Genomic DNA, 24,070 nt, shown 5'->3' with positions numbered 1-24,070 from the left:
GGCCGGCGGCTCGGGCGAGCCGCCGGCCGGGGCGGCGGTGAGGACGGCCAGGAACAAGGACCCGGCGGCCGAGTAGACGGCGGCGGCTCTCATCGCGTATCCCTTCGCTGCACGGTGTCGCTGCACGATGTGCAACAAAAGGGATGTTTCGTTCGGTGGCTCGGGAAGGCAAGCACCCCGGCGGGTGTCGGCGCCGAGTGCTGCCGCGCGCCCCCGGCGGGTCAGTCCCGGAGGCCGCCGTACTCCTCGCGGTGTGCGAAGGCCGCACGCAAGTCCGCGTCGCCGAGGGCCCGGACGCCCCGGACGGCGACGGAGGACAGGTCGGCGGGCGCGTCCCCGGGCCGGCCCGCCCGCCGGGCGAACGCGCCGAGCAGCCGCTGCCCCGCCGGTGACGCCCATGCCGAGTAGGGGTGGACCTCGATGCGGGCTATGGCCAGGCAGCTCAGCGCCAGGGCGAGCGGCAGCGCGAACCACAGGGCGATCAGATAGCGCGGCACGTCGTCGGCGGCGGGCAGCGCCAGCGCCGCCACCCCCAGCGCGCACACCCCCAGCGCGGCGAGCCGCACCTGCCGTACGGCGGCGGCCACCGTGCGTACCCCGTCCGGCACCGCCAGACCCGCGCTGACCAGCCGGTCGGCCAGCCCCCGTACCGCCTCCGTCGAGGCGGCCGACACCCGTACCGGGGCGATGCGGGACTGGCCGCCGGGTCCTATCGCCCCGATCACGGACCGCTCCATCTCGTCCTGCCCGCGCGGGTCGACGACGGTCGCCCAGCCGGTGTGCGCGAGCAGCAGCCGGCGCTGCCGGGCCATGGACACCATCGTCAGGTCGGCGACCCGCGCGGGGCCGCCGGACAGGAACGCGGCCTCGTAGAGGTCGAGTTCCCGTCCGCGGCCGAAGTCCGCGGTGCCGTTCGCGGCGCGCGCGGCGGCCAGACACAGCCGGGTGCACGCCGTACCGGCGACGGCCCAGGCCGACAGCAGAAGAAGGACCCAGAACATGCCGTTTTTCTATGCCAAAGGCAGGCCCTTCGCCACGCCCTGTTCAGCATCCGGACCCAGTGTTGCCGGTATGTGACGTTCCGTTCGGGTCGGTTCAGCGCCCCAGCATCATCCGTCGCGTGGCTCGCGCCAGTCGCACCGTCGGGCGTCGTGAGCGGGGCACCGGTCCGGACCGCTCCCGCCACCATTCCCGTACCTCCCGCCGCACCCGGGCGTCCTGCGGCGACCCGGTGCGCACCAGGTGCGCGGCGAAGTCCAGGGCGTCGCGCCGGTAGCCGCCCGTCATCGGCCGGCCCCGGGCGTACCCGAGGAAGGCCGGCCGGTACGCCGCGCCCAGGATCCGCGGCAGTTCGGGCGCGACCTTCGCCACCACGTCGGCCCGCTTCCCGGCCAGCGCCCGCGCCTGCACCTCCAGCCGGGGCCGGTCGAACCCCTCGGGCGCCGGCGCCCCGGCGACCAGCGCCGACAGCAGGTCGGTCTGGGCGAGCGCGAGCCGCCGCCGGGTGGCCGCGCCGGCAGCCGCTACCGCACGCCTGCCTCGCGCGACCTCGGTACGTGCCGGCCCCCGCCCCCTCTCCACCGCCGCCCGGATCGCGGCCAGTTCCCCCGCCAGCTCGGCCGGCGCGGGGAAGTCCTCGTCCCGCTCCAGCAGCACGCCCGGCGGCGCGACGCGGGCCGCGAGGTCGCTCAACACGTCCAGCACCGGCTGGGTGACGGGGTGGGCGTGGCTGTCGTGCCAGACGCCGTCGCGTTCGAAGCCGCCCGCGACATGGACGTAGGCGAGGGCCTCCAGCGGGAGTTCGGCGAGCGCCGCGGCCGGGTCCTCGCCCCGGTTGACGTGGTTGGTGTGCAGGTTGGCCACGTCGATCAGCAGCCGTACGCCGGTCCGGTCGGCCAGCTCGTACAGGAACTGACCCTCCGTCATTTCCTCTTCCGGCCAGGAGAACAGCGCGGCGATGTTCTCCACGGCGAGCGGCACGGGCAGCGCGTCCTGGGCGACGCGGACGTTTTCGCACAGCACGGCGAGGGCGTCGCGGGTGCGGGGCACCGGCAGCAGGTGCCCCGCCTCCAGGCGCGGCGTGGCGGTCAGCGGGCCGCCCGCCCGGACGAACGCGATGTGCTCGGTGACCAGCGGCGACCCGAGCGCCTCGGCCCGCGCGGCCAGCGCCGCCAGCCGGGCCGGGTCGGGCCGCTCGGCGTCGCCGAGACCGAGGGAGACGCCGTGCGGCACGACCGTGACCCCGCGCTCGCGCAGCCGCAGCAGGGACTCGGGGAGATGACCGGGACAGACGTTCTCGGCCACGACCTCGACCCAGTCGATGCCGGGCATCGCCTCGACGGCGTCCGCGATCTCCGGGCGCCATCCGATACCGGTTCCCAGTCGATACATGGCCTGCACCCCCTCTCCTTCGCACCTGCCGGTGATATCGCCGCCGGGGGTGGTGCCGAACCGTCGGCCGGTCGCGTTCAGAGGAAGATTTGAGGTTCCGGCAGCGGCGTCACCGCAGCGCGGGGTGATCCGCCACCACCGTGCACGAGCCCGGCGCGATCTCCGTGAACCCGGCGTCCCGGACCACCGGCAGCCCGCTGCCGGTCAGGCGGGCCCAGTCGGCCGGGTCGGCGGTGCGCACCGCGAGCGGGAAGCCCGCGGCGCGCCAGGCGGCGCGCTGCTCGCCGGTCAGCTCCCACCAGGCGAGCTGGGCGCCGTGCCCGGCCTGCGCCATCGCCTTGCCGGCCGACATGCCGACCTCGGGACTCATCCACAGCACCGGTCCGGACCGGTCGGCGCCGGCGGGCGGCTCGGGGTCGTCCAGGTCGGTGCCGGAGACCTGGAGCCTGGCCAGTTCCTTGGGCCAGCCGTCCAGCGGGACCGGCGGGAAGACCCGTACCTCGGCCGTTTTCCCGGTCACCGTGATGCCGTCCAGCGCCTCGGCCCGCCGCCACTCGGCGCCGCGCGCCCGCCGCACCACCTTGCGGATCCGGGCGTCCTGCCAGTCCCGCACCGCCTCGGCCCATTCCCCCTGGCCCGTCGACCGCTCGTCGGCGAGCAGCACCAGCACCGCCCGGGCGGCGGTCTCCAGCGCGTCGGTACGGGCCGGCGGCGCCGCCCGCTCGATCCGCACCACCAGCGGCAGCACGAACTGCGGGGCGAGGTCGCGGCCGCCGGGTTCGGCGCGGAAGGGGCTGTCGGTCACCGGGGTGGGCTCAGTGGTCATGAGCCCAGTCTGCCAAGCCCGCGCCCGGCCCGGGCGGGCCGTCCGCCGCGCCCGCCGTCAGGTCCGGCCGCTCGCGCTCCCGATCAGTTCCGACACCTTCACGAAGCGGTAGCCCTGCCGCCGCAGTTCCGGGACGACCGCCCGGACCGCCGCCTCGGTGACCGGGGCGGCGCTGCGGGTGCAGTGCAGGACCACCACCGAGCCCGGCCGGACCCCGTCCAGCACCTGCCGGGCCACCGCGTCCGTGTCCGTCGCGAAGGCGTCGCCGCTCACCACGTCCCACTGCACGGCGGTCACACCGGCCGCCGCCAGCTCCTTCAGGGCGGCCGGATCATGGCAGCCGCCGGGGAAACGGAAGTACGGCATCGGGTCTTTCACTCCCGCCGTGCGGAACGCCGCGTAGGCGCGCTCCACGTCCGCCCGCATCCGCTCCCGGTCCACGGTCGGCAGGTCATAGCAGTCCTCGGTGAAGGCGTAGTGGCTGTAGGAGTGGTTGGCGACCTCGAAGAGCCGGTCGCGGCCGAGGGCGCGGGCCTGGTCGGGGTACTCCTCGGCCCACCGGCCGGTCATGAACACCGTCGCCGGCACCTTCAGCTCCCGCAGCGCCGAGATCAGCGACGGGTTGTCGAAGCGTTCGCCCGCCGCCGCCCGGGGCCCCTGGTCGGCGGTCATGTCGGCGTCGAAGGTGAGCGCCACGGTCCGCCCGGCGGTGCGCGGGCCGTGCTCGAAGACCGGGGTGAGGCCGGCGGGGCCGGGCGCGAGGGTCGGCACGGACGGCTTCGCGGAGGGAGCGGCGGAGGCGGCCGGGCGCTGCGGGGCCTCGGCGGTGCCGCAGGCGGTCAGGGCGGCGCCGAGGAGGGCAGCCAGGGCCGTACGTCGTACGAGAGTGATCATCGTACGAATGTATGGGTGGTTTTGTCTGGTTATATTGTGTTGGTTGGTGACCCGGCCGCGCGGTCACCCGCCCGGCCGGACGCTCAGATCTCCCGCCGCTCCAGCGGCTTGGTCGCCGGGCCCTCGATGACCTTGCCGTCGGTGTCGAAGCGGGAGCCGTGGCAGGGGCACTCCCAGGCGCGTTCGGCCGCGTTGAAGCCGACCAGACAGCCCAGGTGGGTGCAGCGCGGGGAGACGCCGTGCAGCACGCCGGCCTCGTCGCGGTAGACGGCGACCCGGTCGCCGCCCGCCGTGCGGACCACCGCGCCCTCGCCGGGCGGCACGGTGTCCACCGGCGGGGCCGGCTTGAGCCGGTCGCCGACGAAGTGCTTCGCCACCTCGGCCTGCGTCTTCAGCAACTGCGGCGCCTCCCGTACCTGGGTGCGCAGCCGGCGCGGGTCGTACAGCTCGCTCCACTCGCTGCCCGCGCCGGTGAGCTGCGCGGTGAGCAGCAGGCCCGCCATCATGCCGCCGCTCAGCCCCCAGCCGCCGAAGCCGGTGGCGACGTAGGTGTGGTGGGCGCCCGGGTGCAGCGGGCCCACCATCGGCACGGTGTCGGTGGGGTCGATGTCCTGGGTGGCCCAGGAGTAGGTCAGCTCGACGCCGGGGAAGTGGTCGCGGGCCCAGTCGGACAGGCGCTCGAAGCGCTCCCGGGTGTCGCCGGTGCCGGGGGTGAAGTGCTCCCCGGTGGCGATCAGCAGCCGCTTTCCCGGTTCGCCGAGTGGGGCGGTGCGCACCGAGCGGGTGCCCTCGTCCGGTGTGATGTACATGCCGTCGATGTCCTGGCCGGCGTCCACCGGACCGGCCACGACCAGTTCGCGGCGCGGGGAGAGCCGGGTGAACAGCAGCGCCCGGTCGAAGATCGGGTAATGGGTGGCCACGACCACGTCCCGGGCCCGCACCGTCGCGCCGGTCCCTGTCGACACCCGGCAGGGCGCGCCCTCGTCCAGGCCGTGCACGACGGTGTTCTCGAAGATCCGGCCGCCGCGCGCCACCAGGTCGGCGGCGAGGGCCAGCAGGTACTTGCGCGGGTGGAACTGGGCGCCCCCGGAGACCCGCACCGCCCCCGCCACCGGGAACGGCAGCCCGGTCTCCGTCACGAACTCGGCCGGCAGCCCCGCCTCCTTCGCCGCCGCCGCCTCGGCCCGCAGCTCCGCCACCCGGCCCGCGTCGCGGACGTAGGTGTACGCGCTCCTGGGCTCCCAGTCGCAGTCGATGCCGAGTTCGTCCACCAGCGCGGCGGCGCGTGCGATCGCCTCGGTCTGCGAACGGGCGTACCACCGGGCGCCCTCGGGGCCCCGGGTGCGGCGCAGCTTGTCGTAGACCAGGGTGTGCTGGGCGGTGAGCTTGGCGGTGGTGCGGCCGGTGACGCTCGCGGCGATCCGCCCGGCCTCCAGCACCGCCACGCTCCGCCCGGCCCGCGCCAGCTCGTACGCCGTGCTCAGCCCCGCGACGCCGCCGCCGATCACGGCGACGTCGACCTCCAGGTCCTCGGTGAGGGCGGGGTGGGGCGCACCCGGTGCCGTGTCGAGCCAGTACGAGCCGCTGACCTGCGCGTTCTCCGTCATACGGGCCCGGGTACCCCGAGTGCTGCCGCCGTCACCCCTGCCAGGGGCCCGTCACCGCGAACGTCGTCCCCGGGGTGTAGCAGTTGACGTACATGGTGTCCCCGTCGGGGGAGAAGGTGACGCCCGCGAACTCGCCCCACTCGGGGTCGTCGGCCGTGCCGATGTTTTGTCGGCCGCGGGCCATCGGGTACACCTCGCCCTTCCGGGTCACCCCGAAGACGTGCTGGGCGCCGTTGCCGTCCTCGCAGACCATCAGGCCGCCGCTGGGCGCCAGGCAGATGTTGTCCGGCGACTCGCCGGGCAGCCGCACGTCGGTGTCCGGGCCGAAGACGATCACCAGGGTGAGCCGGCGCCGCTCGGGGTCGTAGCGCCAGATCTGGCCGTAGTGGTCGGCCGCCGAGCCGTCCGCGCTGCGGGCGAAGGACGACACGAAGTACACGCTGCGCCCGCCCCAGTAGCAGCCCTCCAGTTTCTGCGCGTGGGTGATGCCGCCGGGGCCGAAGTCCTGGAAGCGGACGGGGGTTTCGGCGGCCAGCGGGTCGGGGACGTCGGCCCACTCGATGCCGTCGAAGGCGGCGCCGGTCTGCTGGATCGTGGACAGGTCGGGGACGCCGGGCACCCGCATCGCCTGGAGCCGGCCGCCCGCGCGCAGCGAGCCGGTGCCGCCGAGCGGCTTGTCGGGCAGGAAGCGGTAGAAGAGGCCGAACGGCTTCTCGAAGGCGTCCTCGGTCTCGTAGACCACGCCCCGACGCGGATCGACGGCGATCGCCTCGTGCTGGAAGCGGCCCATCGCGGTCAGCGGGACCGCGCCGGTGCGGTGCGGGTCGGCCGGGTCGACCTCGAAGATGAAGCCGTGGTCCTTGGCGTACCCGTTGGTGCCGGCCCGGTCCTCGGTCTCCTCGCAGGTCAGCCAGGTGTGCCAGGGGGTGGGCCCGCCCGCGCAGTTGACCGCCGTACCGGCGATGGCGACCCGTTCGGACAGCACCCGGTTGCGGGAGTCCAGGGTCAGCGCGGTACAGCCGCCCTTGCCGGCCGGGTCGTAGGTCAGGCCCTCGACGGTGGGGACCGGGACCCGGCCGTCGGCGCGGTTCTCGTGGTTGCGGACCAGATGGACGGCGCCGCGGCCGCGGCCGGCCGGGAAGGCGGACATGCCGTCGTGATTGGAGGGGACCGGGCCCTCGCCGGAGCGCAGCGGGTCGCCCTCCCGGGACAGCACCCGGTAGCGGAAGCCGGCGGGCAGGTCCAGCAGCCCGTCGGGGTCGGGGACGAGCGAGCCGTACCCGGTGTGCCCCAGGGGCCGGGCGGTGGCGGTGCCGGCGAAGAGTTCGGTCAGGGCGCCGGTGAACACGATGCCCGCTCCCAGGGCACCGGAGCGGGCGAGGACTTCACGGCGGGACGCCGGGCGGGGTGCCGGACGCGGGGACACGGACATGGGGGGAAACCTTCCTGCTGGCGGACAGGACTGTGACCCCGCTGTGTTTATCATCTCGCCGCAGACCCGGGAACCACACGCGGCGCACGGGTCAGACCGGGGAACCACACGCGGCGCACGTGCGGGGTCCGGACACCCCACGGGGGCGCGTGGGGTGCCCGGACGTCTCAGTCGGGCGTCATCCCGCCCGTTCCGTCACCTTTTCGCTCGCCTTCTCCGGCGTCTGCTCCGGCGTCTTCTCCGGCGCCCGCTCCGTCACCTTCACCGGATCGGTGCCGGTGGCGCTGTGCCGCTCGGCCCAGTTCTCCAGGGCGGTGCGGCAGGCGTGGTCCAGGTGGTGCAGCCCGGACAGGTCCAGCTCGATGGGCCGGTCCGCGGGCAGCGCCTCCAGGCTGTCGAGGATCTTCGGCAGCCGCAGGAAGGTGGCGTTGCCCGACAGGTACACCTGGATCGGACCGGCGCCCTTGTCGACGATCTCCGTCTTCAGGTGCGAGGCCTCCCAGGCGGTCTTGACCACCGACAGGGCCAGCCCGATCAGCACGCCCTCGAACATGTTGACGGCGACGATCGACCCGGCCGTGACGATCAGGATCAGCGCCTCGCCCCGGTGCGCCCGCCACAGCGCGGTGATCCCCCGGAACGGGATCAGCTTCCAGCCGGCGTGCACCAGGATGCCGGCCAGCGCGGGCAGCGGGATGTAGGCCAGCGCGGCCGGCAGCAGCGCCGCGAACAGCAGCAGCCATACGCCGTGCAGGACCCGGGACGCCTTGGTCCGCGCGCCCGCGTGGACGTTGGCCGAGCTGCGCACGATGACCGCGGTCATCGGCAGCGCGCCGAGCACTCCGCAGACCGCGTTGCCCGCGCCCTGCGCCATCAGTTCCTTGTTGTACTGGGTGCGCGGACCGTCGTGCAGCCGGTCCACCGCGGCGGCGCTGAACAGGCTCTCGGCGGAGGCGATCAGGGTGAAGGCGATGATCGTGCCGATGATGCCGACGCTCGCCAGTTCGCCGAAGGCGTCGGCGCCGGGCGGCTGGATGGAGTCGAACAGGCCGTTGACCTCGACGGTGGCGACCGGCAGCGAGAAGGCGAGGACGGCGAGCGTGGCCAGCACCACCGCGGCCAGCGCGCCCGGCACGGTCCGCACCCGCCGCGGCAGCTTCTGCCAGCCGACCAGCACCGCGACGGTGCCCGCGCCGACCGCCAGCGAGACCAGCGCCTCGGTGGAGCCGAACGCGTCGGCCGCCGCCCCCGGCAGCCCGGCGATCTTGCCGAGCCCGGAGGCGGGGGCGTCCAGACCGGCCGCCGCGTACAGCTGTCCGGCGATGATGACCAGTCCGATACCGGCCAGCATGCCCTCGACCACCGAGAGCGAGATGGCCCGGAACCAGCGCCCCAGCTTCAGGGCGCCCATCGCGAGCTGGAGCAGCCCGGCCGCCAGCACGATCACGCCGAGCGCGGGCAGCCCGTAGCTGTCGACGGCCTCGTAGACCAGGACGGTCAGGCCGGCCGCGGGGCCGGACACCTGGAGGCTGCTGCCGGGCAGCAGGCCGGCCACGATGCCGCCCACGATGCCGGTGATCAGGCCGAGTTCGGCCGGTACGCCGGAGGCGACGGCGACCCCCACGCACAGCGGCAGGGCCACCAGGAAGACGACCAGGGAGGCCGCGAAGTCCTGCCGCAGGAAGGGGTACTTGGCCAGGGATATTCGGGACATGGCGCCGCCGCTCACAGGACGTCGAAGGTGTCGGTGTCCGCGCGGTGCGCGCGCACGGTGCCGGTGTGCACCTCGTAGTACCAGCCGTGCAGCCGCAGCCGGCCCTCCGTCAGGCCCCGTTCGACACAGGGGTAGGAGCGCAGCCGCAGCAGTTGGGCCAGGACGTGGTTCTGCACCGGTTCGGCGACCGCCGGGTCGGCCGGGTCGGCGCACTCCGGCCGGTCGGCGCCGTAGCGGAGCCAGTCGCGGACGGCGGGTACGGCGGTCAGGTCGTCGCCGCGGACCATCGCGCCGACGGCGCCGCAGTGCGAGTGGCCGCAGACCACGATGTCGTCGACGCCGAGCACCTGTACGGCGTACTCGATGGTGGCAGCCTCGCCGGTGGGACGCTCGGCGGTGTACGGCGGGACGACGTTGCCCGCGGTGCGCAGCTCGAAGAGCTGGCCGGGCCGGGCGCCCGTGATCAGGGCGGGTACGACCCGCGAGTCGGAGCAGGTGATGAACAGGACGTCGGGGGACTGGCCCGCGGCGAACCTGGCGAACTCCTCAGGGCGCTGTCCGAACGTGCGGGCGTGGTCGATGAGGGGCTGCATGAGGGTGTTTTCCTCCTGGCGCGCGGTGGGGGCGCGTCGGACGGTCAGGTCAGGTGACAGAGGTGACCTTGCTTTGGCCACGGCTTCACTGCTCGTATGTGCGGTTGCGAAGGAAGCGCTCGGGGCGAATGGGCGGAGGGCGGTCGGGGCGAGTGCGCGGGGTGGGCCGGGGTGCCGGCCGTCGTACCTCGGGACACGCGCCTCCCTCCGTCGGTCTCGAATCGCTTTACGCTGACCAACACTTGGTCAAAGGCTGGTCAAGAAAGACCTTAGCCCGGCAAAGTCGTTTGCAGGGTTAACTCGGCGTTTCGGGTGTGAAGAGAGCCTGAAAAGAGTGGCCAGGTGGCGTGAAGACCCCCTTGACCAGGGGGTGCCGGGCGTGGTGCGCGGTCCTCAGCGGGCGTCGGCCAGGTGTGCCGCGTCGCGGGCCAGCGCGGTCAGCCGGGAGATCGCCCGGAAGTACTTCTTGCGATAGCCGCCGTTCAGCATGTCCGCGCTGAACAACTGGTCGAACGGCAGCCCGGAGGCGAGCACCGGCACCTCCCGGTCGTACAGCCGGTCCGCGAGCACCACCAGCCTGAGCGCCGTCGACTGGTCCGGCACCGGACGCACCCCGGTCAGGCACACGGCCGCGAGGCCGTCGGTCAGCGCGCCGTAGCGGCTGGGGTGCACCCGGGCAAGGTGGTCCAGCAGGTCCGGGAAGGCGTCCAGGGAGGCGCCCTCGGTGGCCCGCGCGGCCCGTGTGACCTGCTCGTCGGAGTAGGGCGCCGGGGCCTTCGGCAGACCCCGGTGGCGGTAGTCCTCGCCGTCGATGCGCAGCGCCCGGAAGTGGGCCGACAGGCCCTGGATCTCGCGCAGGAAGTCGGCCGCCGCGAACCGGCCCTCGCCGAGCTTGCCGGGCAGCGTGTTGGAGGTGGCGGCCAGCGCCACGCCCGCCTCCACCAGCCGGGCCAGCAGACTGGAGACCAGGACGGTGTCGCCCGGGTCGTCCAGTTCGAACTCGTCGATGCACAGCAGCCGATGCCCGGACAGGGTCCGCACGGTCTGCTGGAAGCCGAGGGCGCCGACCAGGTTGGTCAGCTCCACGAAGGTGCCGAACGCCTTCCGGGCCGGCTCGGCGTCGGTGGCGTGCCACAGGGAGGCCAGCAGGTGGGTCTTGCCGACGCCGTAGCCGCCGTCCAGGTAGACCCCGCGGGGTCCGGCGGCGGTCTTCGGCGCCTTGGCGCGGCCGAACCCGAACAAGCCGCGTCGGCCGCCGGCCGCCGGCGCCGCGCCCAGCCCGGCCGCGAACCCCTCCAGGACCCGTACGGCCTCGCGCTGGCTGGGCTGGTTCGGGTCCGGTACGTACGTGTCGAAGCGGACCGAGTCGAACCGCGGCGGCGGCACCATCTCGGCCACCAGCCGGTCGGCGGGGACCTGCGGCGCACGGGCGCACAGCGAGACGGGGGAGCGCGGGGCGGTACCCGCGGGGCCCGCTATGTGCGCGGATCCGGCGGCGGCGCGGCCGGAGGCCGGGGAGGAGGACGACACGGTTCATCATGTTAGATGCCGTGGAACACTGCACGGCATGCGACGCCTGTTCCCTGTGATCGACCAGACAGCAGCGCCCGGGGTTCCCGAGGAGACCGACCGGACAGCAGCGCCCCGGGGGCCCGAGGGGGCCGACCGGGAGTGGAGCCTGACGGAGCTGGCCGCCGCGTACGCCTATCCGGACGGTCTCGGCGGCGACGGCGGACCGGACGTGTGGCTGCGGGCCAACATGGTCTCCTCGCTGGACGGGGCCGCCCAGCACGACGGCCGCTCCCAGCCCATCTCCAGCGCCGCCGACATGCGGATCTTCGGCACCCTGCGGGCGCTCGCCGACGTGGTCGTCGTCGGCGCCGAGACGGTACGCCAGGAGGGCTACCGCCCCGCACGCGCGCGGGCGGGCCTCGAGGAGGCGCGGCGGGCCGCCGGGCAGGGGCCGGTGCCGGCCGTCGCGGTGGTCAGCGCCGCGCTCGCGCTGGACTTCTCGCTGCCGCTGTTCACCTCGCCGCTGGTCCCCACGCTGATCCTGACCGGGGCGGGCGCGCCCGCCGACCGAGTCGCCGCCGCCGAGCGGGCCGGCGCCCGGGTGGTGGTCGCCGGGGACGGCCCCGGCGTGGACCCGGTACGCGCGGTGGCCGCCCTGGCCGCCCTCGGTCACCGCCGGCTGCTGACCGAGGGCGGGCCGCGGCTGCTCGGCCAGTTCGTCGCGGCCGGAGTGCTGGACGAGCTGTGCCTGACCGTCTCGCCGACGCTGACGGCGGGCGGCGCGCAGCGGATCGCCACCGGTCCGTCGCTGGCGGTGCCGCACCGGTTCGAGCTGGCTTCGCTGCTGGAGCAGGAAGGTTTCCTCTTCGGTAGCTACCGGAGGGTGTAAGCCGGGTGGCAATACCTGGAATCTCCCGTTCCGCTTAGCTCGCGACGGGCACACTGAATCCGGCAGTACCCGTGCGATCACGGGGCAGGATGGTTTCCGCAGAGCCGATGGAGCTGACAGGCCGATGGAGAAGAGGCGCCCGGTGTTCACCAGCGTTTTGATGATCGAGAAGGCCCTGACGTCCGCCGACGTGGAGTTCGTCACCACCTTGCACGGGGACGAGAGGGTCTCCTTCCACGTGCTGCTCCAGCCGCGCGGCGACCAGGCGGACCGCCTGCTGCGCGCCATCGACGACGTGGCGCTCGGCGAACTGGACGAGGCCGTCAGAGAAGGGGAGACCCCCGAGGGCGAGGAGGCGCTGACCACCGGACAGCGGGCCCTGGAGGTCTCCCTCACCGCACTGCGCGCCTCCGGCGACGAGGCGGTGGGCCGGCTGATCGACGACCACCCGCTGGACTCGCTCAAGGGCCTGGTGGAGGAGGTCGGCGCGGACGAGGTGATCGTGCTGACCGACCCGCACTACGTGGAGGAGTTCTTCCACCGGGACTGGGCCTCCCGGGCCCGGCACAAGGTCGGCGTCCCGGTGCTGAAGCTGTTCTCGCACAGCAAGGAGTGAGCCACGGCCGCACTCGGGTCGGCGACCGCGCCGGGCACCGCATAGGCTGACCGCCGCAGACACGTACCGACTGCCTCGCACAGGCCAGCACGCACAGGTCAGCACGCACAGGTCAGCACGCACAGATCAGCACGCACAGGGAGACACACATGGCACCCGGCCTCCCCACCGCCATGGACCGACCGCATTTCATCGGCATCGGCGGTGCCGGAATGTCGGGGATCGCCAAGATCCTCGCGCAGCGCGGGGCGAAGGTGGCCGGCAGCGACGCGAAGGACTCCGCGACCGCGCGGGCGCTGCGCGCGCTGGGCGCGACGGTGCACGTCGGACACGCGGCGGAGCACCTCGCCGACGACGCGAGCTGCGTCGTCGTCTCCTCCGCGATCCGCGCCGACAACCCGGAGCTGGCCCGCGCCGCCGAACTGGGCGTCCCGGTCGTGCACCGCTCCGACGCGCTGGCCGCCCTGATGGACGGCGCCCGCCCGCTCGCGGTGGCCGGCACCCACGGCAAGACCACCACCACCTCCATGCTGGCCGTCTCCCTGGCCGAGCTGGGCCTGAACCCCTCGTACGCCATCGGCGGCGACCTGGACGCGCCCGGCTCCAACGCGCTGCACGGCACCGGCGAGATCTTCGTCGCCGAGGCCGACGAGTCGGACCGCAGCTTCCACAAGTACGCCCCCGAGGTCGCGATCGTCCTCAACGTCGAACTCGACCACCACGCCAACTACGCCTCGATGGACGAGATCTACGAGTCCTTCGAGACCTTCGCGGGGCGGATCGTGCCCGGCGGCACGCTGGTGATCTCCGCCGACCACGAGGGCGCGCGGGAACTGACCCGCCGCCTGGCCGGCACGGTCCGCACGGTGACGTACGGCGAGGCCGCCGACGCCGACGTCCGCATCCGCTCCGTCGTCCCCCAGGGCCTGAAGAGCGAGGTCGCCGTCGCGCTGCCGGACGGCACGGAGCTGACCTTCACGGTCTCCGTCCCCGGCCGCCACTACGCCTCCAACGCGGTGGCCGCCCTGGCCGCGGGCGCCGCCCTCGGCGTCCCGGCCGCCGACCTGGCTCCCGCGCTCGCCGCCTACACCGGCGTCAAGCGGCGGCTCCAGCTCAAGGGCGAGGCGGCCGGCGTCCAGGTGATCGACTCCTACGCGCACCACCCCACCGAGATGACCGCCGACCTGGAGGCGATGCGCGCGGCGGCCGGCGAGGCCCGGATCCACGTGGTCTTCCAGCCGCACCTGTTCTCCCGTACCCAGGAACTGGCCAAGGAGATGGGCCAGGCCCTCGCGCTCGCCGACGCCTCGGTCGTCCTCGACATCTACCCGGCCCGCGAGGACCCGATCCCCGGCGTCACCAGCGACCTGATCATCGAGGCGGCCCGCGCGGCCGGCGCCGACGTCACCCCGCTGCACGAAGCCGCCGAGGTGCCGGAGGCGGTCGCGGGAATGGCACGGCCCGGTGATCTCGTTCTCACCATGGGCGCGGGCGACGTCACGGACCTCGGCCCGCTGATCCTGGACCGTCTTCAGAAGCAGTAGAAGCTAGTAGGGGAGCTGAGCACTCATGGCGTACGACGTCGAGAAGCCGGACGAGCAGTGGCGCGCGGAGCTGTCCCCGGCCGAGTACGCCGTCCTGCGGCAGGCCGCCACGGAGCCGGCCTTCACCGGTGAGTACACCGACACCAAGACCACCGGCGTCTACTCCTGCCGGGCCTGCGGGGCGGAGCTGTTCACCTCGACCACCAAGTTCGAGTCGCACTGCGGCTGGCCGTCCTTCTACGACCCGAAGGACTCCGACGCGGTCGAACTGATCGAGGACCACTCCCACGGCATGGTCCGCACGGAGGTCCGCTGCGCCCGCTGCGGCTCGCACCTCGGCCACGTCTTCGCGGGCGAGGGCTACCCGACCCCGACCGACCAGCGGTACTGCATCAACTCGGTTTCGCTGCGGCTGGAGCCGCAGGAGAACGCCGGCTGATGCCCCGGACCCGGTCCCTGGTCCTCGGCCTCTACGGAGACGCCAGGGATCTGGCGTGGGCGGGCCGCGTCGTCGAGAACGCCGTGACTGCCCGCGCCGCCCGGATCGCAGGGCGCACCGTGGTCCCCGCTTCCGGGGACTACGACTACCTGGCCGACCAATGGGCCCGGGAGCACCCGGGCACGGACCCCGCGCACCGGCGGGCGGTGGAGCTGCGCGTCCGCCTGACGTGCTCTCTACGGGTGTGGCGGGCGGTCCGCAAAGCGGTGCCCGCGGCGCTCTGTCCGGCGGAGGTGGAGCCGCATGTGTGCCGGGTGCCCTGGTCAGCCTGACCGGGAGGTGAGACAGGCCCACACCGTCTTGCCGGACGGCGGGTACGGGGCCGTGCCCCAGTCGTCGGCCAGTGCCGTCACCAGGAGCAGGCCCCGGCCCGACTCGGCCGCGGGGCCGGGGTCGGTCGTGTGCGGCGGGAGCTCGCGGTCGCCGCGCGGGTCCGCCACCTCGATCCGAAGCGTCCCCGAGGCGTCGACCGCGAGGGACAGCCGGAAGCAGCGGCCGCCCACACGGGCGTGTGTCACCGCGTTGGCGGCCAGCTCGGCGACGACCAGGGCGGCGTCCTCGCTGACCGGGCTGGAGGGCGGCCAGCCCCACTCGTCGAGCTGCTGCGTGGCCAGCAGCCGGGCGAGCCGGGCGCCCCGGGGCGTGGCGCTGAGGAGCTGGGTGAATTTCCGGGTGGAGATCTGCGACTTCACCTCACCCAGCGTGGCCGCCCCGCTCTACCCTGACCAGGAATTCCTTCGGTACGGAGGGTTCGCGTACCGGTACGCAGCGTGTGCGGTACCGGGCGTCGGTCGTGCGGTGAGGGGTGCGGAGATGTCCGACGAGGGTGAGCTGAGTGGCGACTTCATGCGGGCCATCGGCAAGCAGGTGAAACTGCTGCGCGAGCGGGCCGGGCTGACTCAGAAGGAGCTGGGGGACCGGCTCGGATACGGCGAGGATCTCGTCTCCTCGATCGAGCGGGGCAGGCGGGTGCCGCAGGCGGAGTTCCTGCGGGCGGCGGACGAACTGCTGAACGCGGGCGGGCTGTTGAAAGCGGTCATCGAGGACATCGAGAAGGCCAAGGCGAAGGCCCGGGTCCGGCATCCGGCGTGGTTCAGGGACTACGCGCGGATGGAGCGGGAGGCCGTCGAGATCAACGACTACAGCTGCCATGACATCCCCGGGCTGTTCCAGACCGAGCGACGGATTCGGGCGCTGTACGAGATGCGCAAACCACTGCTCGGCGAGGAGACGATCGAGCAGCGGGTGACGTCACGATTGGCGCGGCAGGAGATTCTCACGCCGTGGCCGCCGCCCATGATCACCTCGGTCATCGACGAGTCCGTGCTGCGACGGCCGCTCGGCGGGGCGGAAGTTCACAAGGAGCAGTTGGATCACCTGTCGCACTTGGCTGGCTTGCGCAACGTGGAGCTACAGGTGATGCCGACCGACCGCAGCGAACACGCGGGTATGGGCGGGTCGTTCATCCTGTTGACGCCCAAAGGGAAACCGCAGGTGGGGTACGCCGAGGTACAGGGGTCGGCACGCTTGTCAACTGACCCTGAGGAAGTACGTATTCTGGCCGCACGGTACGGAAGCCTCAGGGCGCAGGCGCTTACCATGCGGGAGTCCCTCGCTCTGATCAAGAACATGCTGGGAGAACAATGAGCGACCTCACCTGGTTCAGGAGCAGCTACAGCGGCAACGAGGGCGGGGCTTGCCTGGAGATCGCCGCCACCCCCGCCGCCGTTCACGTCCGTGACTCCAAGGCGCCCGCCCGTGCCCAACTGGCCTTCGGCACCCCGGAGTGGTCCGCGTTCATACGGTTCGCCGCCGGGCGCTGACGCTCAGGTCTGGGTGTTGTCCGGGTGCGGGCCGATGTAGCCCACGTACACGAAGCCCGTGCCCGGACCGTCGTCGTGGAAGTACAACCGGGGCGACACCGTGTTGCCGCCGCCTATGCGCAGGTGCGCCTGCATGAACAGTTTCTCTCTGCGGTCGACCGCCTTCGGTACCGGGAACGTGCGCTGACGGCGCCATTCCGCGTTGTTGTCGACCGTCTCGGACTCCTTCATCTTGACCTTCCCGGAGGGGAACGGGTTCTCGCAGTCGTCCGGCAGGTTGTCGCACCAGTGACGGAAGTCGCCACCGGCGGAACCTGCGGCGGAGGCGTTGACGAAGTCCTGAGTCGTCGACACGACCATGCGGTAGTTGCGGGGTTCCATATGCGGCTGCCTGTGCGGTGTCGGGGACGGGAGGCGGAGCCGCTGAGAGCGGCACGCCGGGGTGCAGCAGCATGCCGGTGGGGGCGCTCAGGCGGGGCGTGGGGTGGTGGTTCAGGCTACCGGGTGGCGGGCAGCGACGGGCGTGGTCGTCAGGGCCAGGTGCGGTCGATGCGGTCGGCACGTACGGCATAGGCCGCCGGGCCGCCTTCCGCGGTGGCCTTGTGGATGCGGTCGCGGTGGGCGTGCAGGCGCTCGACCATCTCCAGGCTGCGGAGCTGCTGGTTGTCGAGGTAGAAGAGGACTGCCGCGCAGTCGTACACGGGCTGGATCTCGTTGTCCCGGGTCTTGATGCGGCCATCTTTCGAGAGCGGGACCCAGCCCTGGTCGAGGCCGTGTCTGATCCAGACGTCGTCGGCGATGTCCTGAGCGTCGAGCGGGTACACATCGCCGATGCGGTGGACCCGCCAACCGCGCGCCCGTAGCTCCTCGGCCACCCGGCGGCCGAGGTCGCGGTCGAGGAAGAACTCAGGCGGCAAGGCGCACCACGGCCCGGCACAGCGCGTCCACCTGGTCCGGTTCCATCTCGTACTCGTAGGCGATGTCCTCGACGGACTCCCCGGCCTCCCAAAGGTCCGTCAGGGCTTTCACCGGCACCCGGTTGGCCTCGACGACGGGTAGGCCGTGCCCGAACCGCGGATCGATGACGACAGGTGCCGTCTGCCCGTACTGCCGCAGCCGCAGGCTGCACGGGAATTCGTCGCCCGCTTCCCAGGACAGGTAGCGCAGGTATTCCTCGACGACCTCGCGAATGGGTGCCTGTCCGTCCCGCGCGCGACGCAGGTCGCCCAAGCCGTGTTCGATGAAGATGTCCACCCCGTCGGTCGCGATCCGCTTGGACACCAGCCCGTACGGTGTGCCGAAGGCGGCGCGTACCGCCTCGGCCGCTTCGCGGATCTCCCTCATCCGCAGTCCGAGCCCACGCAGTGACCGCAACACGTACGCCTCCGCCACCGCGACGAAAGGCACGGACGGCTGCCCAGGACGCGCCGGCTCCACCCGGTGGACCAGAGGTGCGCCCGCGGCTTCGCCCTTGAGCCAGCCGTGCAGGGTCGACTGCGGGATCTGCAGGTACGAGGACGTCTCCGACGGTGTAAGCAGCCCGTCCTTGAATCGGTCGATCACAACCGGCTTCCTCCGTCCTGGTCCGGAACACCGCATGCTTCCATACTCAGGTTGCCATCCTGAAGCCGATCGCACCCGCGCCGACGCCGGTCACCAGCCGGTCAGCAACAGGTGGTTCAGCAGTAGGGCCAGCGCTGCCTGGGCCGCCAGCCACCCCCGGCGCCCCGTCAGGAACGCGCAGGCCGGCAGCAGCCACACCGCGAACGGCAGCCAGATCCGTTCCGTCTCCGCCTTGCTCATGCCGGACAGGTCGGCGACCAGCAGGGCGAGCAGGGCGGCGCCGGTCAGCAGCGCCAGCCGGGATTCGGGGCCGAACGGGCGGGCCGGGTGGCGGGCGCACCGGCGTAGGCCCGCCACCGTCGCCGGGCCCACGATCAGTACCGTGCAGGCCAGGTTGGCCCACACCCAGTAGCCGTAGGGCCGGTCGCCGCCCGCGCCCTGGTAGTAGCGGGTGACCAGCAGCCGGTACGCCTCCCACCAGTCGAAGCCCGCGACCGTGAACAGTGCCGGGACGACGAGAAATCCGGCCAGGGCGAGGAGGAGGGGCCGCAGTCGGCGACGGCCCAGCAGCAGGACGGCGGCGGCGATCAGGGCGAACAGGGTCAGGCCGTAGGACAGGTAGACCGTGAGGCCGAACAGCAGGCCCGAGGCGACGGCGGTCGGCACGAGCCGGCGGCCCGTCACGGCCAGGGCGAGCAGCGCCACGGCCCACGCGGCGACCGCCGCGAAGTAGCCGTCGGCCGAGGTGCCGACCCAGACGGCCGCCGGGGCCAGGACGAGGAACGGCGCGGCCCGGCGGGCGAGCGACTCGTCGGCCAGGGCGCGTACGGCGATCAGCACCGCGACCACCGCTGTGGTGCCGACGGTGATGCACCAGGCGCCGGCCCAGCCTCCGCCGCCCAGTCCGATCCGGTCCAGCAGCACGAAGGTGAGGGTGGCCGCCGGGGGGTGCCCGGCGACGTGCGCGGGCCAGTTGTCCGGCGCGTCGATCAGGATGTGGCCGGTGAAGTCGCGCAGGGCGGCGTGGATGTCCGGGAAGCGGTCGATGACCTGGAGGTACTCGTTGCGGGTGGTGAGCTGCTCGGCGATGCCCCGGTGCCAGCCGTCGACCAGGGCCAGCGACCAGGTCCAGGCCAGCGTCGCCGCCCAGGCCGTCAGCAGCAGCGGGCGCCAGCGCAGCCGGGCCGCCGCGGCGGGACCGTACGCCACGACGACGACCGCGACGGCGAGCGCCGCCGGGGTGCCGGGGCCCACGTGCGGGTCCCACTGCGCCAGCAGCGGCGGCCAGCTCACGTGCAGGGTGCCGTCCCGGCGCTGGACGGCGGTGCCGACCAGCACGGCGGCCACCACGAGCAGCGCCGCGGCGGCGACGGCGGACAGGTCACGGAGGAGGGCGCGGTTCACGGTGGAACGCTAGGCCGGGGACCGGCCGGCGGGGCGCCGGCGGGCGCGGACGTCAGCGTTTCGTCATGGTTGGCGGAGCCCTCCGGGGCGGTCGCGGTGCTTACCGTCGGGGCATGCCACGGACTCCCTTCTCTCCCGCGTTCTGGCGCAGCCCGCTGCGCGGTCCCCGGTTCACCGCGGTGCTCGGCGTGCTGCTGCTCGGCGGGATCACCCTGCTGTTCGGGACCGGCCTGCTGTCCTACGCGGCCTACAACCCGGGTCTTTCGCCGGTCAACGACAAGACCCCGGACAAGGGCCTGCTCGGCTTCTACCTGTTCGCCTGGCCGACCGGCCCGCACTGGCTGTACCGGCTCACCCAGGGCGTCCACGTCACCCTCGGCATCACCCTCGTCCCGGTGCTGCTGGCCAAGCTCTGGTCGGTGGTGCCCCGGCTGTTCACCCTGCCGCCGGCCCGGTCGCTCGGCCATGCCCTGGAGCGGCTCTCCCTGCTGCTCCTGGTCGGCGGCGCGCTGTTCGAGTTCACCACCGGCATCCTCAACGTCCAGCTCGACTACGTCTTCCCCGGCTCCTTCTACCCCCTGCACTTCTACGGCGCCTGGGTGTTCTTCGCCGCGTTCCTCGCCCACGCCGCCCTCAAGACGCCGACCGCGCTGCGCAATCTGCGCCGGATGCGTGAGGAGACGGCGTCCGATCTCGTACCGGTACGGCCCGCCGCGCCCACCGTCTCCCGGCGCGGTGCCCTCGGACTGGTCGGCGGGGCCTCGCTGCTGCTGTTCCTGACCACGTTCGGGCGCGGCTTCGACGGCCCGCTGCGGCGCACCGCCCTGCTCGCGCCGCACGGCGGAGCCGAACCCGGCAGCGGGCCGAACGGCTTCCAGATCAACAAGACCGCCGCCTACGCCGGGATTGACGCCCGGGAGACCGGCGCGGAGGCGTGGCGGCTGGTCGTCGTCGGACGCACCGGCCGGACGGTGCGGCTCAGCCGCGCCGAACTGCTGGCGATGACCCAGCACCGCGCCGCGCTGCCGATCGCCTGCGTCGAGGGCTGGTCGACCTCCGACCAGCAGTGGCGCGGGGTCCGGCTGCGCGACCTCGCGGCCCTCGTCGGATACGACGATCCGCCCGACGTCCTGGTGGAGTCGCTGCAACGGCACGGCGCCTTCCGGCGGGCCGCACTGCGCGCCAACCAGGTCGCCGACCCCCGCTCGCTGCTCGCCCTGACCGTGGGCGGTGCGACCCTGTCCGCCGACCACGGCTACCCGGCCCGGATCATCGTGCCCGCCGCGCCCGGGGTGCTGAACACCAAGTGGGTGGCCCGGATGACGTTCGGAGACCTGTGATGCGCACCTTCCTCCGCCTCGTCCCCCTCGGCCGTCCGCTGCCGATCCTGCTCCTCGCCTGTTCCTTCGCCCTGGCCGGGTACGCGGGCGTGCGGCTGCTCGCGGGGGACTGGCTCGGCGTCCTGCTGTGGTTCGCGGGCGCCGCGCTCGTGCACGACCTGGTGCTGCTGCCGCTGTACGCGGCGGCCGACCGCGCCCTGCTCCGGGCGGCGGGCCGGCACCGGGACCTGGCCGGGTACGTCCGGGTGCCCGCCGCGCTGTCCGGGCTGCTGCTCCTGGTGTGGTTCCCGATGATCGCCGGGACGGTGGCGGAGCGCTACGAGCGGGCGACCGGGCTGTCCGCGGCCGGCTTCGCGGCCCGCTGGCTGCTCGTCACCGCCGTACTGTTCGGCGGCTCGGCGCTTCTGCTGCTGGTACGGCGGCTGCGCAGGGCGACGAAGGTCCGGCCGCCGGCCGGCCACTGACCCTCGGCGCGCCAGTCGGCGCGGTCCGCGTACCGCAGCAGGGCCGGCGTGCCCAGCCGGGCCCACGGGAACGGCCGGCCGGCCGCGCCGCGCGCGTCGGTCACCCGGACCCGCACCCGTTCGTCGACGTCCGGGTGCGGGACCGTCTCGGCGATCAGCAGACCGCCGGGGGCCAGCAGCCGGGATGTCCGGGCCAGCAGGGCGGCCGGGTCGCCGCCGATGCCGACGTTGCCGTCGAGCAGCAGGACGGTGCCCCAGCGGCCCTCGCCGGGCAGCGGGCCGAAGACGTCGCGGCGCAGCGCCCGCCCGCCGCCGCGGACCGTGCGGGCCACCGCGGCGCCGCTCACATCGATACCGAGGGCCCGGCGGCCCTGGGCGGACAGGGCCGCCACCAGCCGGCCCGGACCGCAGCCGACGTCCAGCACCGCGCCCTCGCAGCGCCGCAGTACCTCCAGGTCCGCCGCGTCGGCCTCGGCGCACCAGCGCTCCACCTCCAGCGGCAGCAGCCAGCCGTCGGCGCGGCGCAGGAACAGCGGGCCGTGCCCGGCCCGCAGGGCGCGGGCGTAGGGGTCGGCGGACCAGGTCCGGTCGTCGACGGCGGCGGGCCGGTCGCTCTGCCGCCCGACGTGTCCGACCAGGCCGCCCGGTTCGGGCTGTCCGGCCTGTTCGGGCTGTCCGGCCGCCGGCCGTACGCCGTCGTCCGGGCGGACCTCGTACGGGGCGGTCATCCGCGCACCGCCGCGATCCGCGCCAGCCGGGCCGCGAACCGGCCGCCGGGTGCCTCGGCGGCGACCAGGCGGGCGTCGGCGGCGGTGTCCACGTCACGCAGCGGCGGCAGGTCCCGTACCCGCAGTCCCGCGAGCCGGGCCCGCTGGGCGGCGCCGGTGTGCGGCGTCGACATCGGCACCCCGCGCAGCAGCGCCGGGTCCGGGTCGGCCAGCCCCAGCGCCCAGAAGCCGCCGTCCACCGCCGGGCCGAACCACGCGTCGCAGTCGGCGAAGTCCACGGTGAGCAGCTCCGGGGTGATCTGCGGGGTGTCCATGCCGATGAGCAGGGCCGGCCCCGCGCACCCGGCGAAGGCGGCGGCCAGCCGTTCGTCGAGGCCGCCCGCGCACTGCGGTACGACGTCGAAGCCGGGCGGCAGCCAGGGGCCGGGGACGCCGTCCAGGACCAGCACCCGGCGCCGGGCCGGGGCCTGGGCCACGGCGTCCAGGGTGTCCGCGAGGGCCGCCTCGGCGAGAGCGGCGGCCTCGGCGGGCGTGAACGGCGGCGTCAGCCGGGTCTTCACCCGCCCCGGCCGGGGCTCCTTGGCGATGACGAGGAGGGTGGTCGTCGCGCCGCCCTCTCCGGCCGGGGCGGTCATCGCGCCGCCTCTTCCCGCCGGGCCCCGTGCGGGGTCTCGGCCAGGACGCGCCGCATGTCCCGTACCGCCTGCCAGGTGCCGCGCCAGGTGCCGGTCACCTTGGAGGTGCCGGCCCGCGGCAGGTACGGCACGTCGTGCTCGGTCACCCGCCAGCCCGCGTCGGCGGCGCGCACCACCATCTGCAACGGGTAACCGCTGCGCCGGTCGGTCAGCTCCAGCGCGAGCAGGTCGGCGCGGCGGGCGGCGCGCAGCGGCCCGAGGTCGTGCAGCCGCAGGCCGGTGCGGCGGCGCAGCAGCCGGGCGAGCGCGAGGTTGCCGGCCCGCGCGTGGGCCGGCCAGGCACCCCGGCCCGCCGGGCGGCGCCGCCCGAGCACCAGATCGGCCGCACCGGCCCGGACCTCGGCGACGAACGGCACCAGGTCGGCCGGGTCGAGGGAGGCGTCGCAGTCGCAGAAGCACACGATGTCGGCGGTGGCGGCGGTCAGCCCGGCGTGGCAGGCGGCGCCGAAGCCGCGCCGCTCCTCGCGCAGCACCGTCGCGCCCAGCTCCCGGGCGATCCGGGCCGAGCCGTCGGTGGAGCCGTTGTCCACCACGAGGGCGCGCCAGCCGGCCGGGACCCGGGCCAGCACCCGGGGGAGCGCCTCGGCCTCGTCGAGACAGGGCAGTACGAGGTCCACGGCGGGCGGGGGCACAGCGGGAGAGGGCACGGCGGGCGAGGGCACGGGGGGCGGGTCGGGAAGTGCGGGGAATGAGGTCGTCACCCCTCTCACCCTACGAACGCGAAACGGGTGAAACGGTCATCGGCTCCTTACGAAACACGGACGTCCGGCGCCCGGCGGCGACGGCTCCGCGCCCGTGGTGCGAGGCTGACGGCATGGAACAGCAGCAGCCGGGCCCGCCGGCCGGACCCAGGGTCCTGGTGGTCGACGACGACCCCACCGTCGCCGAGGTCGTCTCCGGGTACCTGGACCGGGCCGGGTACGTCGTGGACCGGGCCGGCGACGGCCCCGACGCGCTGGCCCGAGCCGCCGGGCACCGGCCCGACCTGGTCGTCCTCGACCTGATGCTGCCCGGCATGGACGGCCTGGAGGTGTGCCGCCGGCTGCGCGGGCAGGGCCCGGTCCCGGTGATCATGCTGACCGCGCGCGGCGACGAGGAGGACCGCGTCCTCGGCCTGGAGGTCGGCGCCGACGACTACGTCACCAAGCCGTTCAGCCCCCGCGAACTGGTGCTGCGCGTCGGCTCCGTGCTGCGCCGCGCCCAGCCCTCCGCGCCGCGTACGGAGGTGCTGCGGGCGGCCGGGCTGCGGCTCGACCCGGCCGCCCGCCGCGCCACCAAGGACGGCGCCGAACTCGCCCTCACCATCCGCGAGTTCGACCTGCTCGCCTTCTTCCTGCACCACCCCGGCCGGGCCTTCACCCGCGAGGAGCTGATGCGCGAGGTGTGGGGCTGGGACTTCGGCGACCTGTCCACCGTCACCGTCCATGTCCGCCGGCTGCGCGGCAAGGTCGAGGACGACCCGGCCCGGCCGCTGCTCATCCAGACGGTGTGGGGCGTCGGCTACCGCTTCGAACCCGCCCCGCAGGAGGACTGACC

At 73.8% G+C, this 24,070-nt stretch carries 26 protein-coding genes; 9 read left to right on the top strand and 17 right to left on the bottom strand.

The annotated features are described in order from the left end of the window. Positions 1-221: 221 nt before the first annotated feature. The 9 genes from ACTT8P_RS24735 to zapE form a co-directional block, all read right to left on the bottom strand. A complete protein-coding gene (locus ACTT8P_RS24735; RefSeq protein WP_442833928.1) occupies positions 222-1,001 on the bottom strand; it encodes a TIGR04222 domain-containing membrane protein in 780 nt (259 codons plus the stop codon). 94 nt (positions 1,002-1,095) lie between these two features. Then, positions 1,096-2,391 carry a DUF692 domain-containing protein gene (locus tag ACTT8P_RS24730; RefSeq protein WP_442833927.1) on the bottom strand — a complete coding sequence of 432 codons (1,296 nt, stop codon included), beginning with the start codon at positions 2,389-2,391 and terminating at the stop codon, positions 1,096-1,098. A gap of 109 nt (positions 2,392-2,500) precedes the next feature. Then, entirely contained in the window at positions 2,501-3,217 is a 717-nt protein-coding gene (locus tag ACTT8P_RS24725; protein WP_442833926.1) for a peptidyl-tRNA hydrolase, read from the bottom strand. Positions 3,218-3,274: 57 nt separating this feature from the next. After that, positions 3,275-4,111 carry a polysaccharide deacetylase family protein gene (locus ACTT8P_RS24720; protein WP_442833925.1) on the bottom strand — a complete coding sequence of 279 codons (837 nt, stop codon included), beginning with the start codon at positions 4,109-4,111 and terminating at the stop codon, positions 3,275-3,277. 83 nt (positions 4,112-4,194) lie between these two features. After that, on the bottom strand, positions 4,195-5,718 hold the full coding sequence (locus ACTT8P_RS24715; RefSeq protein ID WP_442833924.1) for an FAD-dependent oxidoreductase: 1,524 nt from the start codon (positions 5,716-5,718) through the stop codon (positions 4,195-4,197). 31 nt (positions 5,719-5,749) lie between these two features. Continuing rightward, on the bottom strand, positions 5,750-7,150 hold the full coding sequence (locus ACTT8P_RS24710; RefSeq protein WP_442833923.1) for a PhoX family protein: 1,401 nt from the start codon (positions 7,148-7,150) through the stop codon (positions 5,750-5,752). A 178-nt stretch (positions 7,151-7,328) separates the two neighbouring features. Further along, complete coding sequence (locus ACTT8P_RS24705; protein ID WP_442833922.1) at positions 7,329-8,864, bottom strand: SulP family inorganic anion transporter; 1,536 nt, start codon at positions 8,862-8,864, stop codon at positions 7,329-7,331. Positions 8,865-8,875: 11 nt separating this feature from the next. Beyond that, positions 8,876-9,457 (bottom strand): carbonic anhydrase, encoded by a 582-nt coding sequence (locus tag ACTT8P_RS24700; RefSeq protein ID WP_442833921.1) that lies wholly within the window; start codon positions 9,455-9,457, stop codon positions 8,876-8,878. A gap of 393 nt (positions 9,458-9,850) precedes the next feature. Continuing rightward, positions 9,851-10,936 (bottom strand): cell division protein ZapE, encoded by a 1,086-nt coding sequence (gene zapE, locus ACTT8P_RS24695; RefSeq protein WP_442833931.1) that lies wholly within the window; start codon positions 10,934-10,936, stop codon positions 9,851-9,853. A gap of 88 nt (positions 10,937-11,024) precedes the next feature. Here zapE and ACTT8P_RS24690 point away from each other — a divergent pair, with 88 nt between their 5' ends. The 5 genes from ACTT8P_RS24690 to ACTT8P_RS24670 all read left to right on the top strand — a co-directional run bounded on the left by ACTT8P_RS24690 (position 11,025) and on the right by ACTT8P_RS24670 (position 14,789). Continuing rightward, on the top strand, positions 11,025-11,858 hold the full coding sequence (locus ACTT8P_RS24690) for a pyrimidine reductase family protein (RefSeq protein WP_442833920.1): 834 nt from the start codon (positions 11,025-11,027) through the stop codon (positions 11,856-11,858). 142 nt (positions 11,859-12,000) lie between these two features. Further along, on the top strand, positions 12,001-12,474 hold the full coding sequence (locus tag ACTT8P_RS24685) for an indole-3-glycerol phosphate synthase (protein WP_442833930.1): 474 nt from the start codon (positions 12,001-12,003) through the stop codon (positions 12,472-12,474). Positions 12,475-12,623: 149 nt separating this feature from the next. Next, positions 12,624-14,018, top strand: a complete 1,395-nt coding sequence (gene murC, locus ACTT8P_RS24680) for a UDP-N-acetylmuramate--L-alanine ligase (RefSeq protein WP_442833919.1) — start codon at positions 12,624-12,626, stop codon at positions 14,016-14,018. A gap of 25 nt (positions 14,019-14,043) precedes the next feature. Continuing rightward, the gene (msrB, locus tag ACTT8P_RS24675; RefSeq protein ID WP_442833918.1) at positions 14,044-14,457 is read left to right on the top strand and encodes a peptide-methionine (R)-S-oxide reductase MsrB; all 414 of its coding nucleotides are present in this window, start codon (positions 14,044-14,046) and stop codon (positions 14,455-14,457) included. Next, complete coding sequence (locus ACTT8P_RS24670) at positions 14,457-14,789, top strand: hypothetical protein (RefSeq protein WP_442833917.1); 333 nt, start codon at positions 14,457-14,459, stop codon at positions 14,787-14,789. Before msrB ends, ACTT8P_RS24670 begins: the two co-directional genes overlap by 1 nt. On the opposite strand, the gene ACTT8P_RS24665 is transcribed toward ACTT8P_RS24670, so the two are convergent. Further along, positions 14,781-15,209 carry an ATP-binding protein gene (locus ACTT8P_RS24665; RefSeq protein ID WP_442833916.1) on the bottom strand — a complete coding sequence of 143 codons (429 nt, stop codon included), beginning with the start codon at positions 15,207-15,209 and terminating at the stop codon, positions 14,781-14,783. The genes ACTT8P_RS24670 and ACTT8P_RS24665 overlap by 9 nt on opposite strands. A gap of 121 nt (positions 15,210-15,330) precedes the next feature. Here ACTT8P_RS24665 and ACTT8P_RS24660 point away from each other — a divergent pair, with 121 nt between their 5' ends. Both ACTT8P_RS24660 and ACTT8P_RS24655 read left to right on the top strand, forming a co-directional pair. Next, the gene (locus ACTT8P_RS24660) at positions 15,331-16,164 is read left to right on the top strand and encodes a helix-turn-helix domain-containing protein (RefSeq protein ID WP_442833915.1); all 834 of its coding nucleotides are present in this window, start codon (positions 15,331-15,333) and stop codon (positions 16,162-16,164) included. Next, positions 16,161-16,340 (top strand): DUF397 domain-containing protein, encoded by a 180-nt coding sequence (locus tag ACTT8P_RS24655; protein ID WP_442833914.1) that lies wholly within the window; start codon positions 16,161-16,163, stop codon positions 16,338-16,340. Before ACTT8P_RS24660 ends, ACTT8P_RS24655 begins: the two co-directional genes overlap by 4 nt. A gap of 3 nt (positions 16,341-16,343) precedes the next feature. Here the strand turns inward: ACTT8P_RS24655 and ACTT8P_RS24650 are convergent, their stop codons facing one another. The 4 genes from ACTT8P_RS24650 to ACTT8P_RS24635 all read right to left on the bottom strand — a co-directional run bounded on the left by ACTT8P_RS24650 (position 16,344) and on the right by ACTT8P_RS24635 (position 19,307). Beyond that, positions 16,344-16,694 (bottom strand): hypothetical protein, encoded by a 351-nt coding sequence (locus tag ACTT8P_RS24650; RefSeq protein WP_442833913.1) that lies wholly within the window; start codon positions 16,692-16,694, stop codon positions 16,344-16,346. A 176-nt stretch (positions 16,695-16,870) separates the two neighbouring features. Further along, positions 16,871-17,257 carry a toxin-antitoxin system, toxin component, PIN family protein gene (locus ACTT8P_RS24645; protein WP_442833912.1) on the bottom strand — a complete coding sequence of 129 codons (387 nt, stop codon included), beginning with the start codon at positions 17,255-17,257 and terminating at the stop codon, positions 16,871-16,873. Next, entirely contained in the window at positions 17,247-17,903 is a 657-nt protein-coding gene (locus ACTT8P_RS24640; protein ID WP_442833911.1) for a DUF433 domain-containing protein, read from the bottom strand. The genes ACTT8P_RS24645 and ACTT8P_RS24640 overlap by 11 nt, the downstream gene beginning before the upstream one ends. A gap of 90 nt (positions 17,904-17,993) precedes the next feature. Beyond that, positions 17,994-19,307, bottom strand: coding sequence for a hypothetical protein (locus tag ACTT8P_RS24635; RefSeq protein WP_442833910.1), 1,314 nt, complete (start codon positions 19,305-19,307; stop codon positions 17,994-17,996). Positions 19,308-19,420: 113 nt separating this feature from the next. Here ACTT8P_RS24635 and ACTT8P_RS24630 point away from each other — a divergent pair, with 113 nt between their 5' ends. Continuing rightward, positions 19,421-20,647 carry a molybdopterin-dependent oxidoreductase gene (locus tag ACTT8P_RS24630; RefSeq protein WP_442833909.1) on the top strand — a complete coding sequence of 409 codons (1,227 nt, stop codon included), beginning with the start codon at positions 19,421-19,423 and terminating at the stop codon, positions 20,645-20,647. Positions 20,648-20,963: 316 nt separating this feature from the next. Here the strand turns inward: ACTT8P_RS24630 and ACTT8P_RS24625 are convergent, their stop codons facing one another. Genes ACTT8P_RS24625 through ACTT8P_RS24615 form a run of 3 tightly spaced genes read right to left on the bottom strand, consistent with a single transcriptional unit; the run spans position 20,964 to position 23,181 of the window. Beyond that, the gene (locus ACTT8P_RS24625; RefSeq protein ID WP_442833908.1) at positions 20,964-21,839 is read right to left on the bottom strand and encodes a methyltransferase domain-containing protein; all 876 of its coding nucleotides are present in this window, start codon (positions 21,837-21,839) and stop codon (positions 20,964-20,966) included. Beyond that, entirely contained in the window at positions 21,836-22,474 is a 639-nt protein-coding gene (locus ACTT8P_RS24620; protein ID WP_442833907.1) for a TIGR04282 family arsenosugar biosynthesis glycosyltransferase, read from the bottom strand. The genes ACTT8P_RS24625 and ACTT8P_RS24620 overlap by 4 nt, the downstream gene beginning before the upstream one ends. Then, positions 22,471-23,181, bottom strand: coding sequence for a glycosyltransferase family 2 protein (locus tag ACTT8P_RS24615; RefSeq protein WP_442833906.1), 711 nt, complete (start codon positions 23,179-23,181; stop codon positions 22,471-22,473). The genes ACTT8P_RS24620 and ACTT8P_RS24615 overlap by 4 nt, the downstream gene beginning before the upstream one ends. A 167-nt stretch (positions 23,182-23,348) precedes the next feature. Between ACTT8P_RS24615 and ACTT8P_RS24610 the strand changes: the two genes are divergently transcribed. Further along, the gene (locus ACTT8P_RS24610; RefSeq protein WP_442833905.1) at positions 23,349-24,068 is read left to right on the top strand and encodes a response regulator transcription factor; all 720 of its coding nucleotides are present in this window, start codon (positions 23,349-23,351) and stop codon (positions 24,066-24,068) included. Positions 24,069-24,070: the final 2 nt, after the last annotated feature.

The sequence above is a fragment of the Streptomyces sp. JW3 genome, assembly GCF_052216785.1.
GTDB lineage: Bacteria > Actinomycetota > Actinomycetes > Streptomycetales > Streptomycetaceae > Streptomyces.
The sequence above is the reverse complement of the archived record's forward strand: the minus strand, read 5'-3'. Positions and strand labels throughout refer to the sequence as shown.